The sequence below is a fragment of the Achromobacter sp. Marseille-Q4954 genome (assembly GCF_943737025.1).
In the GTDB taxonomy this organism is placed as follows: domain Bacteria; phylum Pseudomonadota; class Gammaproteobacteria; order Burkholderiales; family Burkholderiaceae_B; genus Achromobacter; species Achromobacter bronchisepticus_A.
The window spans coordinates 2,989,819-3,003,316 of record NZ_CALSFQ010000001.1 but is presented as its reverse complement, the minus strand read 5'-3'; the positions used below and the strand labels follow the sequence as shown (position 1 = coordinate 3,003,316).

The window sequence follows — 13,498 nt, the reverse complement described above, 5'->3', positions numbered from 1 at the left end:
TCATGAATCAGGGCACGGCATTGGTCACGGGCGGCGCCAGCGGCATGGGTCTTGCCATCGTGGAACGGCTGGCGCGCGACGGCTTTCGCGTCGTGATGGCCGACCGCAACGCGGAACTGGCCGCGAAAGAGGCCGAGTCGCTACGGGCGCAAGGGCTGGACGTGGAATACCGCGTGGTGGACCTGACGGACGAAGCCGCCACCCGCGCGTTGGCCCGGTCGCTCGCGCCGCTGGCCGCGTTGGTCAACAACGCGGGGCTGTTCGACGAACGCAAGTTCTTTGAAGTGGGCAGCGCCGACTACCGCCGCGCCTTTGACGTCAACCTGCTGGCGGTGGCGACCTTGACGCAGGAGGCCGCGCGCGACATGGCGCCGGGCGCCAAGATCGTCAACATCGCCTCGCGCGCCTACCTGGGCGCAAAGAATCATCCGCACTACGTGGCCTCGAAAGCGGCCTTGGTCGGCTATACGCGGGCCTCCGCCATGGAACTGGCCCCGCGCGGCATCCTGGTCAATGCCATCGCCCCCGGGCTCATCGATACACCGCTCTTGCGCAACCTCACGCCCGAACGCCTTGCGGCCCAACTGGCCCTGCAGCCCACCGGCCGCGCCGGCCAGCCGCAAGACATCGCCTATGCCGTGTCCTTCCTGGCCGCGCCGCACATGGACTTCATCACCGGCCAGGTCATCTTCGTGGACGGCGGCAAATCGCTGGGCGGATCGGGAGCATAGGCAGCATGGAAGGCATTACTTGGGACAAGGAAGTCGACGCGCTGGTGGTCGGCTCGGGCGCGGGCGGCATGGCCGCGGCCCTGACGGCGCGCGAGGAAGGACTGGACGTGCTGCTGGTGGAAAAGACCGGCCGCATCGGCGGCTCGACCGCGATCTCCGGCGGCGCGCTGTGGATACCGCTGAACGCGCAGACGGACGCCGCCGGCCATCCGGACAGCTACGAGAAGGTCTGGACCTATCTGGAACAAACCGTGGGTGCGGCGGCGCCCGACGACATGAAGCGCGCCTACCTCGAAGCCGGACCGCGCATGATGGATTACCTGGTGTCGCGCGGCATCCTGGACCTGGCCGCGCGCACCGCCTCGCCCGATTACTACCCCGACCTGCCCGGCGCCGCGATGGGCGGGCGCTCGCTCGACCCGCTGGAGTTCGACGGCCGCAAGCTCGGCCGCGACTTCCGCGTGCTGCGCGATCCCCTGAAGGAATTCACGGTGCTGGGCGGCATGATGGTCAACATCACCGATGTGCGTCATCTGCTGCGCGCCACGCGTTCATTTGCGGCCTGGCGTCACAGCATGAAGCTGGTGCTGCGCTATGCCGCCGACCGTGCGCGCGGCTATCACCGCGGCACCCGGCTGCTGCTGGGCAATGCGCTGGCCGCGCAGCTGTTCCACGGCATGCTGGCGCGCAGGATCGAGTACTGGCTGGACACACCCGCGCTGGCGTTGCACCGCGACGCGGCGGGCCGCGTGCAGGGCGTCGCGGTCCGGCGTAACGGCAAGACGCTGAACATCCGCGCGCGCCGCGGCGTGGTGATGGCCACGGGCGGCTTTCCCTGGGATCCGGCGCGCCGCGCGCAGAGCTATCCCCAGCCCACCGGTCTGTGGTCCATGTCGCCGCGGGACAACGCGGGCGACGGCATCCGCCTGTCCGAAGCCGCCGGCGCTGCGCTCGGCTCGGGCCACGCCAGCCCCGCGTTCTGGGCCCCGGTCTCGCTGCTGGAATCCGCGGACGGCAAACCCCTGCATTACCCGCACCTGGTGTGGGACCGGGCCAAACCGGGCCTCATCGCGGTCAATGGCGCGGGCCAGCGCTTCGTGAACGAATCGGCCTCGTACCACGAGTTCGTGCAGGCCATGTATCGCAGCCATGGCACGACGCCCAGCATTCCCGCCTTCCTGATCTGCGACCAGCGCTTCATCGACACCTGGGGCCTGGGCCTGGCGCTGCCGGGGGGCCGGCCGCGCCAACATCTGATCGACGCCGGCTATCTGCTGCAAGCCGGCACGCTGGCGGCGCTGGCGGCCCGGCTGGGCGTACCCGCCGATGCGCTGCAGGCCACGGTGGAACGCTACAACGCCCACGCGGCCCAAGGCCAGGATCCGGATTTCGGCAAGGGATCGACCGCCTACAACCGTTACCTGGGCGATCCGGAACACGCTCCCAATCCCTGCCTCGCGCCGCTGGCCGCGGGTCCCTACTACGCGGTCAAGGTCTATCCCGGCGACATCGGCACCGCTTGCGGCATCGCCGCCAATCCGCATGCCCAGGCCCTGGACGGCGCGGGCGCGCCCATTGCTGGCCTCTACGTGGCCGGCAACGACATGCAGTCGGTGATGGGCGGCGCCTATCCCGGCCCCGGCATCACGCTCGGTCCCGCCCTGACCTTCGGCTGGATCGCTGGACAACATCTGGCCCATGCACAACACTGACGCCTCTCCACCGACAAGGATCCTCATGAAAATCTTCTACTCGCCCGCCTCGCCCTTCGTGCGCAAATGCATGGTCATCGCCCATGAGCTCGGCCTGGCCGACCGCATCGAGAAGCTGCCGAGCGCGGCTGGCCCCGTCGCCCGCGACCAGACCATCATCCCCAGCAACCCGCTGGGCCAGGTGCCCACCTTCATCACCGATGACGGCCAGACGCTGTACGACAGCCGCGTGGTCTGCGAATACCTGAACGAGCTGGGCGGCGGTTCGCTGTTCCCGGCCGGCAAGACGCGCTGGCAGGTGCTGACGGAACAATCCATGGCCGACGGCATGCTGGGCGCGGCGCTGCTGGCCCGCTACGAAACCGTGCTGCGTCCGGAAGCGCTGCGCTGGGACGGCTGGGTCGAGGGCCAACTGGGCAAGGTCCGCGACGGCCTCGCGCTGGTGGAAAAGAACGCCGCTGCGCTGGCTGGCCGCCTGGACATCGGCACCATCACCATCGGTTGCGCGCTGGGCTATCTGGACTTCCGCTTCCCCGACCTGGACTGGCGCGCCGGCCACCCCGCCACCGCCGCCTGGTACGAAACCTTCAGCCAGCGTCCGTCCATGCAGGCCACCAAGCCCTGACCCGGTTTGGGCAGGCGCAGGGCCGGGAGAACCCGCCGGGCTCCCTGGCCATCACCTGCCTTGGTACGGCGCGGCCCCGAGCAGCGTCGCTAGGCCCCTGACGCGTGCAGGGGCCTTTTTTTTCGCCCGCATCGCCCCCAGCTGTTACAGTGAAGTCGGCAGGCGGGCCGATCCGCCGGCCATCACCAGAAGAGGCCCAGCATGAACGTCGCTGCGATCTCCGCCATCCACCGGGCTGACGCGCCCTATCCCGCGCGCTCCGCCGCGTTGGACGCCGCCCGCGCATTTCCCGAAACCCAACGCGTGGCCCATGTCCACGCGGCCCGGGCTGCGGCCGCCGGCCACGCGGCGCAAGCCGGCCGCGAACGCGCCAGCCTGCCATTGCCGCTGACCTCCTTCGACGCCTCGAACGCGGACGCGCTGCGCGACCTGCACGCGGCATCGCGCATGCGCCGCGCCGTTGAGGACTTCACCGCGCAGCCCGACCCCGTGGCCCAGCGCGCCGGCTCCGCCAACGACCTGGGCACGATCGAAGGCCTGATGCCATTGCAGGCCTATCGCCTCGCCATGGGTAATCCGCAAGTCCAGGAACTGCAGACCGCCGTGGCCATGAAGGCGGCGGGCCTGGGCGTTCCCAAGGTCGCCAACATCGGCGCGACCGAGAACGTCACGGACAACGCGCGCTACCGGCCGGGTTTCGCGCCCTGACCAAAAAAAACCGCCTGACAAAAAGCATCAGGCGGTTCTTGATTCGGGAACGGGCCGCGATCAGTGGAAGAATTCCGCGATCATGGTCGCACCCAGGAAGGTGCCGGCGTTGGCGGCCAGGGACACCACCACGATCTTCCAGCCCAGCTTGCGGAACGCCGGCAGGTCCTTGAGGATCGACAGGCCGGCCATGGCCAGGATCACGGTCGTGAACGGCAGGAAATTCACCTTGCCGACCATCGCGATGATCTGGTCCGAGTACGGCAGCACGCCGGGGCAGCCCGCGGTCATGGCGATCAGCGACAGCACGAACACGGCCGGCAGCTTGGGCACCACGCGCAGCACCAGGTCGGTAATGACGACCAGCAGGATGATGATGCCCATGCCCGGCAAGGCGTCGGCGAACGGCACGTTGTAGCCCAGGCGGTTGCCCACCAGCGCGAACAGGCCGCAGATGACATAGGCGGTCAGGCGGTCGCCGAAGCCCATCTTGACGCCGTGCGCCGGCGCATCCTGCGTGACCTCGTCATCAGCGGCGACGGTCTCGGCCTTGCCGCGCGAGAAGCGGCCCAGCACGGGCTCCAGCTTGCCATACAGGAAGATGGTGGTCGGCAGCGAGATGAAGAGCGTGAAGTACACGCCCACCACGGTGGTCAGCAGGTTGGCGGCGGCGGCCAGCGCGGCCACCTGGTGCGCGACTTCGGGCGTCTGCTGGGATGCGATCGCGCCCACGCCTGCGGCCATCATGCTGCCCGAGCCCACGCCGGCGCCCATGGCGAGCGAGCGCGGATCGAAGATGTTCAGGCTGGTGATGAAGCCGGCCATCAGGGCCACGAACAGCGCGCCGATCACGGTGCCGGTGATGTATTCGGCCATCACGCCGCGGCCTTCGGGCGAGTTCATGCCGTAGCGTTCGCCGATGATGGCCAGGCTGGGCTCGCGGCCCACCGAGAAAGTGGCGCCGATGGCCTCGCGCTTGATGCCCAGCAGCAGGGCCAGCGGCAAGCCGACGGCCATGGTGCCGAAGAAGTGGCCGAACTCCTGGAACACCAGGGCCCAGCCGGCTTCGCGCACCTGCGGCAAGGCGCCACCCACCATCAGGCCCAGCTTGGCCAGGAAGGGCAGCAGCGCGTATTGCAGATAGCCGCTGATGCGGGTCTGCATGGCGGTGTCGATGTTCAGGCCGGCCGGCATGCGCTGGCCGAAGGCGGCCACGATGGCGCCGATGAAAATCGCCCACAGCATCGGCTGCAGGATGATCTTGCCCGGCCCCACGTTGAAGGTGGCGCTGCCGATCGCTTCAGAAATGACGACCACCAGCAAAATGGCGGCGAGCATGCGGATGCGCCCGGATAGCGGCATGGAAGGCGCGGCCAGGCTTGCGCTGGCGTGAGACATCGGATTCCCCTGATGAACGTGAATAGTCGTCGTGGCTGCCCGCCGCAATCCCGGCCGGCCGGCGCCCGCAATGGGCGTCGCAGCGCGGCGGCGGCGACGGCGCGCGCAGCAGGGCCGATTTTCGCCGGCGGCCTTACGCGCAACCATGACAGGGCTGGCGCAGAAACGTTGCGTAAAATGCAACGGATAGGCTTTTCCAGGGAAAATTTTGCATGATCTCGCACCATGCAAGGGTAAACCCTAGATTGTATCTGTGGATCTGCCGCCGCACTCCCGCCACGGAGCCCTCGCCATGGACGAAAAACTCGACGCCCGCCGCACCCACTATTTCATGCAGGTCATGAGCCGCGGCTCGGTGCGCGGCGCCGCCGAAGTGCTGGACATGGACCCGTCCGCCGTCAGCCGCGCCATCGCCGCGCTGGAGCGCGATTGCGGCATCGCCCTGTTCGAGCGCCGCGGGCGCGGCGTGGTGCCGACCGACGCCGGCCATATCCTGGCGCGCTACATCAAGCGCCAGCAGGACATCCAGGAGAGCTTCTTCTCCGAGATCGACAGCCTGCGCAAGGCCGAACGGGGACACATAGACCTGGTGCTGGGCGAAGGCTTCGTGGAGCTGATGTTCGAGCGCGTGCTGCCCGGCTACTGGCGCAGCCACCCGGAGGTCACGCTGGACATCGACGTGGCGCGCACCTCCGAGATCGTGCAGCGCATCGTGGATGACCGCGCCTATATCGGACTGGTGTTCCAGCCCCCCAACGACGCCCGCCTGCGCACCCATTACTCACGGCCCGAGCCCATCCGCGCCATTGTCCGCGAGGACCACCCGCTGACCCTGCTGCGCCGTCCCCTGCTGCTCACCGATCTGGCCGACTATCCCGGCGCGTCCATGCAGGAGGGTTTCGGTGTGCGCCAGCACATCCAGGCCGCCGAAATCAGCGAACAGGTCAGGCTGCGCAACGTGCTGACCACCTCGTCCTTCAAGGCGCTGTGGCAGTTCGCCGCCGCCGGCATCGGCTACGCGCTTACGCCGCCCATCGCGGTCACGGCCGACCTGCGCGCCCAGCGCCTGGCCAGCCTGCCGCTGGCCAACCCCATCCTCAACCAGGGCAGCCTGCACGTGCTGAGCCGCGCCGGCCGCCATGTGTCCCCCGCCGCGCGCGAACTGCTGGACCACATCGTGCGCGGCATCGGCGCCCCCGCCGGTCCGGCGTCTGATACGGTCGGGTAAGGCGGATCTGCATCTGTCTCCGCGGACGGCGCCGGCCTACATTTGCAGCATCGCCACGACGCCAGGAGGTCTACATGCTCAGTTTCTTGCGCACGGTCAAATCCGTGCTGTGGGGATTCTTCGGCGTGCGCCGCGGGCGGGGCTACGATGCCGACATCGCCAACAACAAGCCGGCGCCATTGATATTGACCGGGCTGCTGATGGCGGCCTGTCTGGTGGTCATTCTGGTCGTGGTAGCGAAGTGGGCGGTGAACGCGGCGTTGTAAATCGGCTGTTGAATCGACTGTCCCACAAGAATTGCCGTCCCGCCGCCGGGCCGTCCCAAGGCGGGACAGCCCCCTCGGGGGGCAGCAAGCGCGCGTCAGCGTGCGCAGCGTGGGGGTATACATCGGCCGTCCCGCCGCCGGGCCGCCCCAAGGCGGGACAGCCCCCTCGGGGGGCAGCAAGCCCGCAAAGCGGGCGCAGCGTGGGGGCCCCCATTATCTTATTACCAGAATGACTTAGACGGTCGCCATAGCTGCCTGTTACGGTTATGAACCCCTTTCCCCTGCCGCATTGCGCCAGGCGAGCGCAAGGGCTCAGACCGAGAAGACTTCAAGGGCAGTAGACATGTACGTGTATGACCCCGTCGACCAGCAGCTCGTCGAGCAACGCGTGGCGCAATTCTCCGACCAGACGCGCCGCTTCCTCGATGGCCAACTAACGGAAGATGAATTCCGCGTTTTGCGCCTGCAGAACGGCCTGTACATCCAGCGCCACGCGCCCATGCTGCGCGTCGCCATTCCCTACGGCATCCTGGCGTCGCGCCAACTGCGCACGCTGGCGCACATTGCCCGCAAATGGGACCGCGGCTACGGCCATTTCAGCACCCGCCAGAACATCCAGTTCAACTGGCCCAAGCTGGAAGACGTGCCGGCCATCCTGGCCGAACTCGCCACGGTGCAGATGCACGCCATCCAGACCAGCGGCAACTGCATCCGCAACACCACCACCGACCACTTCGCCGGCGTCGCGCCGGACGAGCTGGTGGATCCGCTGGTGTGGTGCGAGATCATCCGCCAGTGGTCCACGCTGCATCCCGAATTCGCCTTCCTGCCGCGCAAGTTCAAGATCGCGGTCAGCGGCGCGGTGCAGGACCGCGCGGCCGTGGGCGTGCACGACATCGGCCTGCAAGCCGTCGAACGCGACGGCAAGCTGGGCTTCCGGGTCTGGGTCGGCGGCGGTTTGGGCCGCACGCCCATCGTCGGCAAGCTGATCAACCCCTTCGTCGAATGGCAGGACCTGCTGACCTATCTGCAGGCCGCGCTGCGGGTCTACAACCTGCACGGCCGCCGCGACAACAAGTACAAGGCGCGCATCAAGATCCTCGTCAAGGACCTGACGCCGGAAGTCTATGCGCAACAGGTGGACGAACAGTGGCAGCTCATCAAGGGCGGCCCCGACACCATCACCCAGGAATTCGTCGACAGCATCAAGGCCCGCTTCGTCTGGCCGCAATACGACGCCACTGCCGCGCAGGACGTGGACAACACCGCCGCGCTGGCCGCCGCCGATCCGCGCTTTGCGCGCTGGCTGCGCACCAACGTGCATCCGCACAAGGTAGCCGGCTATGCCGCGGTCACCGTGTCGCTCAAGCCCACCGGCGTGCCGCCGGGCGATATCACCGCCGACCAGATGGACGCGGTGGCCGACCTGGCCGACGACTACGGCTTCGGCGAGCTGCGCGTCTCGCACGAGCAGAACCTGATCCTGGCCGACGTGCGCCGCGCGCGCCTGCATGAACTCTGGACCACGTTGCAGGCGCTGAACCTGGCCACGCCCAACATCGGGCTGTTGACCAACATCATCGCCTGTCCGGGCGGGGATTTCTGCGCGCTGGCCAATGCCGTCTCCATCCCCGTGGCCGAAGCCATCCAGCGCCAGTTCGACAACCTCGACTATCTCTTCGAGATCGGCGAGCTGGACCTGAACATCTCGGGCTGCATCAACTCCTGCGGCCACCATCACGTGGGCCATATCGGCATTCTTGGCGTCGATAAGGCCGGCGAGGAGTGGTATCAGGTCACCATAGGCGGCCGCCAGAACGGCGCCGCCAAGCCGCTGCCCGACATCGAATCCACGCGCGGCGGCGGCGCCGCCATCGGCCGCATCATCGGCCCGTCGTTCGCGCGCGAGCAGGTCGCGGGCGTGGTGGACCGCCTGATCCGCACTTACCTGGGCCTGCGCGACAGCGAAGAGGAACGCTTCATCGACGTGGTAGACCGGGTCGGCATCGATCCCTTCAAGCAGGACGTCTACTCCGATCCCGCCTTCGCCAAACCCGCGCAGCAAGCCGAGGCCGCCCATGTCTGAAATCTATCCGCACGACGCCCCCGGCCCGCACCTGATCCGCAACGGCCGCCTGGAAGCGGACGCCTCGCGCGTCTTCACGCCTGAACCCGAGGTTCCCGCCGAGGGCCAGGTGCCTGGCGACGCGCCGGGCTGGATCGTGCCGCTTTCCGTCTGGAAAACCTCGCGCGCCACCCTGCGCCGCCACCAGCATCCCGTCGCGGTCCTGCTCGACCCCGACGCCGATCTGCGCGACCTGGCCGAAGCCGACGGCACCCTGGACCCCGCCGGCATTGCCTTCATCGCCGTGGATTTTCCGGTCTACACCGATGGCCGCGGCTATTCGTTGGCACAGCTGCTGCGCACGCGCTACCAGTGGCAAGGCGAACTGCGCGCGGTCGGCGACGTGATGATCGACACCATCCACTACCAGGCGCGCGTCGGCTTCGACAGCTTCCTGGTCAAGCCCGGCCACGATCCGCACAAGGCCCTGGAAGCCTTCAGGACTTTCACGGTGCATTACCAGAAGACCTACCGGGTGCCGACGCCGGCAGCCGCCTAGGCAGCCGGAAACCCCGGCAACGCCCAGCGCTGCGTCCTGACCTCGTCCTGCGCCAGCTGGGCGCGGATCAGGTCGGCGATATTGCGCTGGCGCGCCGCCTGCATGCGGCTGATCAGGCTGGACACGCTGACGGCCAGGCGCGGATATCCGCCTGCATCGCACAAGGCCACGCCCACGCCCAGCACGCCGGGCACCGCCGCGTTGCCCACCACCGACCAGCCGCGTCCGCGCGTGTTCTCCACCAGGCGCCGCATCTGCGCCACCGTCATGCCGCCGTAAGCGCGCAACGCCTGCTCGTTCTGCGCAATCACCTCTTCCGACTCGTCAGGCGGCAGCGCGGCCAATAGCGCCAGCCCGGCCGCCCCCACGCCCAGCGGCTGGCGGTGCCCCACCGTAACCGCCAGCACCTGCACGGGATAGTTGCCCACTTCACGGTGCAGGCAGAGCGAATCGTTGCCGGCGCGGCAGATGAGAAAAGCGGAATCGCCGCTGACGTCGCTGATCTGCCGCAGCACCGGCCGCAGGCTGCGCACGGCCTGCGCATGCGGATCGCCCGCCATCATCACGCCCAGCTCGGCCACGCGCCAGCGCGGCGCTTCGGACTCGCGCAGGGCGTAGCCCTCCTGAACCAGCACGTCGAGATAGCGGTAGGCCGTGGTCCGCTGCATGCCCGCCGCACGCGCGATGTCGACCACGTGCATGCCCGCCGCCCCCGCCTGCCGCAGCACGCCCAGCACGCGCAACCCGCGGCGCAACACGCGCGGCCCCGTGTCTTCGGATTCTAGTTTGTTCATTTTTTGGACAGCTTGCGTTGATGAGGCCTCTATCAAAGCCCAATATGAAGCCGGGCAGACGCAGATTTGTCCAAATATTAGACAAACAGGACGGAGACAACAATGAAGATCCAAAGCAAGCGGTGGGCCGCCGCGGCGGCCGCCCTGGGCGCGCTGCTCGCGGCCCCGGCCCTGGCGGCCCAACCCTATCCCGAGCGTCCCGTGACGCTGGTGGTCGGCTACGCCGCCGGCGGCGCCACTGACATCGTGGCGCGCCTGATGGCGAAGTCCCTCGCGGAAGAACTGGGCCAGACTTTCGTGGTCGAGAACAAGACCGGCGCCAACAGCAACATCGGCGCGGAAATCGTCGCGCGCGCCGCGCCAGACGGCTACACGCTGTACGTGGGCTCCATCGCCAACACCATCAACCGCACGCTGTACAGCCAGCTCAACTATGACTTCGTGAAGGGCTTCGAGCCGGTGGGCCTGTTGGCGACCATTCCGAACATCCTGGTGGTCAATCCCAAGCTGCCGGTCAAGACCGTGCAGGAATACGTGGCTTACGCCAAGAAGAACCCCGGCAAGCTGACCTGCGCCTCGTCCGGCAGCGGCTCGTCCATCCACCTGTCGTGCGAACTGTTCAAGATGCAGACCGGCAGCGACATCCTGCACGTGCCGTACCGCGGCAGCGGCCCGGCCGTGGCCGACTTGCTGGGCGGCCAGGTGGATTCCATGTTCGACAACCTGCCCTCGTCGCTGCCGCATGTGCAGGCGGGCAAGCTGCGCGCCATCGGCGTCACCTCGCCGCAGCGCCTGCCCTCCACGCCCGACACGCCGACGCTGGCCGAATCCGGCTTGGCCGGCTTCGACGTCGAATCCTGGTTCGGCGTGATGGCGCCTGCCGGCACCCCCAAACCCATCGTCGAGCGCCTGAACCAGGCCATCAACAAGGCGCTGGCCAGCCCGGCGCTGCAGGCGTCGTACCAGCAGTCCGGCTTCTACGCGCCGCAGCAGCCCAACACGCCCGACACCTACGCCAGGAAGATCTCCAGCGAGATCGACAAGTGGGGCAAGGTCGTCAAGAGCGCCAATCTCAAAGCCAACTAGGAACACCAGGATGTACCCGATAGATTTCTTCTTCCGCGCTGCCGAGCAGTATCCGGACCGCATCGCGCTGGACGGGCCCGAAGGCCAGGTCACGTACTCACGGCTGGCCGCCGACACGCGGGCGCTGGCCGCGGCCTTGCAGGACCTGGACCCGGCGCCGCAGACGCGGGTGGCGATCTGCGCCGGCAACTCCGCTCGGCACATCCTGGCGCTGCTGGCCGTGCTGGCCAGCGGCAAGGTGTGGGTACCGCTCAACTACCGCAGCACCGAGCGCGAGATCGGGCGCATCCTGGACGCGACCGAGCCGTCCATCGTGATCGTGGACGGCATGGGCGCGCCGCTGGCGCCCGAGGCCCAGGCGCCGCAAGGCCGCCGCCACATCCATCTGGAAGACGCGGCGGCGCCGCTGGCGCTGGACGCGCTGCTGGCCCGCTGCGCCGGACGCGAACCGCAACGCCATGCGCTGCCGCGCGACGCCACCCAGGCCATCAAGTTCACCGGCGGCACCACCGGCCTGCCCAAGGGCGTGATGCAGCCTTACCACGCGTGGAACGCGGGCATCATCAACCAGATCATGAGCTGGGGCCTGACCCACGAAGACCGCTACGTCGTGGCAGCCCCCATCACGCATGGCACCGGCACCTATCTCTTGCCGGTGCTGGCTTGCGGCGGCGCCCATCTGCTGCTGGACGGCGTCACGCCGGCCAGCATCACCGCCGCCTTCCGCGAACGCGGCGGCACGCTGAGCTTCATGCCGCCCACGCTGATCTACATGATCATGGCGCAACCCGGCGTCTCGCGCGCCGACTTCCCACGCCTGCGCAACCTGATCTACGGCGGCGCGCCCATGCCCGTGGAAAAGATCGACCGGGCGCGCGACTTCTTCGGCCCGGTGCTGGGCACCACCTACGGCCAGACCGAGGCGCCGCAGATCATGACGGTGCTGCGGCCCGCCGATCTGGAAGCCCCGGAGAACCGCGCCTCGGTCGGACGCGTCACCTGGCTCAGCGACGTGGCCATCATGTCGCCCGACGGCGCGCTGCTGCCGCGCGGCGAGATCGGCGAGGTCGTGGTGCAGGGCGATCTGGTCATGTCCGGCTACTGGCGCCTGCCGGAGAAGACCGCCGAAACGGTCGTGGACGGCTGGCTGCATACCGGCGACACCGGCCTGATCGACGCGCGCGGCTATCTGTTCCTGAAGGACCGGCTGCGCGATGTGATCATCACGGGCGGCTTCAACATCTACCCGGTGGACGTGGAGAACGCGCTGTCCGCGCATCCCGCGGTGTACGAGTGCTCGGTGTTCGGCCTGCCCGACGACAAATGGGGCGAAGCCGTTCACGCCGCCGTGCAGTTCCATCCCGGTGCGCAGGCCAGCGCTGACGAGTTGAAGACCCACGTGCGCGCCCTGCTCGGCCCCGTGGCCACGCCCAAGCAATTCCACATCCATGACAGTCTGCCGCGCTCCAGCGTGGGCAAGGTGCTGAAAAACGCCGTGCGCGACGCGGCCCTGAAGGAGACCCCATGAAAACGCCCGAAACCCGCCTCTGCGCGCATCACCTCACCGGCATGTCCTACCGCGACGTGGATCTGGTCGAAGACCTGATCGGCAAGAAGACCTTCACCGAAGTCATGATCATGCAGATCCTGGGCCGCGAGGCGCGCCCGGTGGACCTGCGCATCGTCGACGCGGTGCTGGTCACGCTGATGGAGCATGGCCTGACGCCCAGCGCCATTGCTACGCGGCTGATCTACATGAGCGCGCCGGAAAACCTGCAGGGCGCGGTGGCGTCCGGGCTGATGGCGGTGGGCAGCCAGTTCGTCGGCACCATGGAAAACTGCTCGCGCCTGCTGGACCGCATCCACCAGGCCGACGATGCCCGCACGGAAGCCCTGGCGATCGCCCGCGAATTCCGCGAATCGCGCAGCGCGTTGCCCGGCTTCGGACACCATCTGCACAAGCCCGACGACCCGCGCTCGATCAAGCTGCTGGCGCTGGCCGAGGCCGAGCCGGATCTCAAGGGCGACTCGCTCAAGGCGCTGCGCCTGCTCTCGGCCGCCATCGACGAGACCTACGGCAAGCACATCACCATCAACGCCACCGGCGCGGTCGCGGCGCTGCTCAGCGAGATCGGCGTGCCGACCGAACTGATGCGCGGCTTCGCCGTCATCTCGCGCGCGGCCGGCCTGGTGTCGCACGTGGCCGAGGAACAGCAAAGCCCGTCCGGGCGCTACATCTGGGAAACCATCGACCACGCCATTCCCTATGTGGGCCGTGGCAAGACGCATCAGGACGCAGAGCAAGCGTAACGGCACAGCCGCATGG

The 13,498-nt window shown here is 68.1% G+C and carries 13 protein-coding genes; 11 read left to right on the top strand and 2 right to left on the bottom strand.

The genetic code is table 11. From position 1 onward, the window contains the following. The first annotated feature begins 2 nt into the window (after positions 1-2). The 4 genes from NGK62_RS14135 (at position 3) to NGK62_RS14120 (ending at position 3,776) form a co-directional block, all read left to right on the top strand. Positions 3-731, top strand: a complete 729-nt coding sequence (locus NGK62_RS14135) for an SDR family NAD(P)-dependent oxidoreductase (RefSeq protein ID WP_251878775.1) — start codon at positions 3-5, stop codon at positions 729-731. Positions 732-736: 5 nt separating this feature from the next. Continuing rightward, positions 737-2,443 carry an FAD-dependent oxidoreductase gene (locus NGK62_RS14130; RefSeq protein ID WP_251878773.1) on the top strand — a complete coding sequence of 569 codons (1,707 nt, stop codon included), beginning with the start codon at positions 737-739 and terminating at the stop codon, positions 2,441-2,443. Between the two features lie 25 nt (positions 2,444-2,468). After that, complete coding sequence (locus NGK62_RS14125; RefSeq protein WP_059377518.1) at positions 2,469-3,068, top strand: glutathione S-transferase; 600 nt, start codon at positions 2,469-2,471, stop codon at positions 3,066-3,068. Between the two features lie 201 nt (positions 3,069-3,269). After that, on the top strand, positions 3,270-3,776 hold the full coding sequence (locus tag NGK62_RS14120; RefSeq protein WP_251878771.1) for a hypothetical protein: 507 nt from the start codon (positions 3,270-3,272) through the stop codon (positions 3,774-3,776). A gap of 60 nt (positions 3,777-3,836) precedes the next feature. On the opposite strand, the gene NGK62_RS14115 is transcribed toward NGK62_RS14120, so the two are convergent. After that, positions 3,837-5,174, bottom strand: a complete 1,338-nt coding sequence (locus NGK62_RS14115) for a DUF3100 domain-containing protein (protein ID WP_251878769.1) — start codon at positions 5,172-5,174, stop codon at positions 3,837-3,839. A gap of 292 nt (positions 5,175-5,466) precedes the next feature. On the opposite strand from NGK62_RS14115, the gene NGK62_RS14110 reads away from it, so the two are divergent. From NGK62_RS14110 to NGK62_RS14095, 4 genes are all read left to right on the top strand, one after another. Continuing rightward, the gene (locus NGK62_RS14110; protein WP_059377510.1) at positions 5,467-6,402 is read left to right on the top strand and encodes a LysR family transcriptional regulator; all 936 of its coding nucleotides are present in this window, start codon (positions 5,467-5,469) and stop codon (positions 6,400-6,402) included. A gap of 74 nt (positions 6,403-6,476) precedes the next feature. Beyond that, positions 6,477-6,668: a DUF2970 domain-containing protein gene (locus NGK62_RS14105; protein ID WP_059377509.1), complete on the top strand. Its 192-nt coding sequence runs from the start codon at positions 6,477-6,479 to the stop codon at positions 6,666-6,668. Positions 6,669-7,011: 343 nt separating this feature from the next. Then, a complete protein-coding gene (locus NGK62_RS14100; RefSeq protein WP_059377508.1) occupies positions 7,012-8,754 on the top strand; it encodes a nitrite/sulfite reductase in 1,743 nt (580 codons plus the stop codon). After that, entirely contained in the window at positions 8,747-9,292 is a 546-nt protein-coding gene (locus tag NGK62_RS14095) for a DUF934 domain-containing protein (protein WP_251878767.1), read from the top strand. Before NGK62_RS14100 ends, NGK62_RS14095 begins: the two co-directional genes overlap by 8 nt. Here the strand turns inward: NGK62_RS14095 and NGK62_RS14090 are convergent. Further along, positions 9,289-10,086 carry an IclR family transcriptional regulator gene (locus NGK62_RS14090; RefSeq protein ID WP_251878765.1) on the bottom strand — a complete coding sequence of 266 codons (798 nt, stop codon included), beginning with the start codon at positions 10,084-10,086 and terminating at the stop codon, positions 9,289-9,291. The genes NGK62_RS14095 and NGK62_RS14090 overlap by 4 nt on opposite strands. Positions 10,087-10,188: 102 nt before the next feature. Between NGK62_RS14090 and NGK62_RS14085 the strand changes: the two genes are divergently transcribed. From NGK62_RS14085 to NGK62_RS14075, 3 genes are read left to right on the top strand one after another with little or no spacing between them, the layout of a single operon-like run. Further along, the gene (locus tag NGK62_RS14085; RefSeq protein ID WP_251878763.1) at positions 10,189-11,172 is read left to right on the top strand and encodes a Bug family tripartite tricarboxylate transporter substrate binding protein; all 984 of its coding nucleotides are present in this window, start codon (positions 10,189-10,191) and stop codon (positions 11,170-11,172) included. Positions 11,173-11,182: 10 nt separating this feature from the next. Beyond that, entirely contained in the window at positions 11,183-12,700 is a 1,518-nt protein-coding gene (locus NGK62_RS14080) for a class I adenylate-forming enzyme family protein (RefSeq protein WP_251878761.1), read from the top strand. Further along, the gene (locus NGK62_RS14075) at positions 12,697-13,482 is read left to right on the top strand and encodes a citryl-CoA lyase (RefSeq protein ID WP_251878759.1); all 786 of its coding nucleotides are present in this window, start codon (positions 12,697-12,699) and stop codon (positions 13,480-13,482) included. Before NGK62_RS14080 ends, NGK62_RS14075 begins: the two co-directional genes overlap by 4 nt. Positions 13,483-13,498 lie beyond the last annotated feature (16 nt).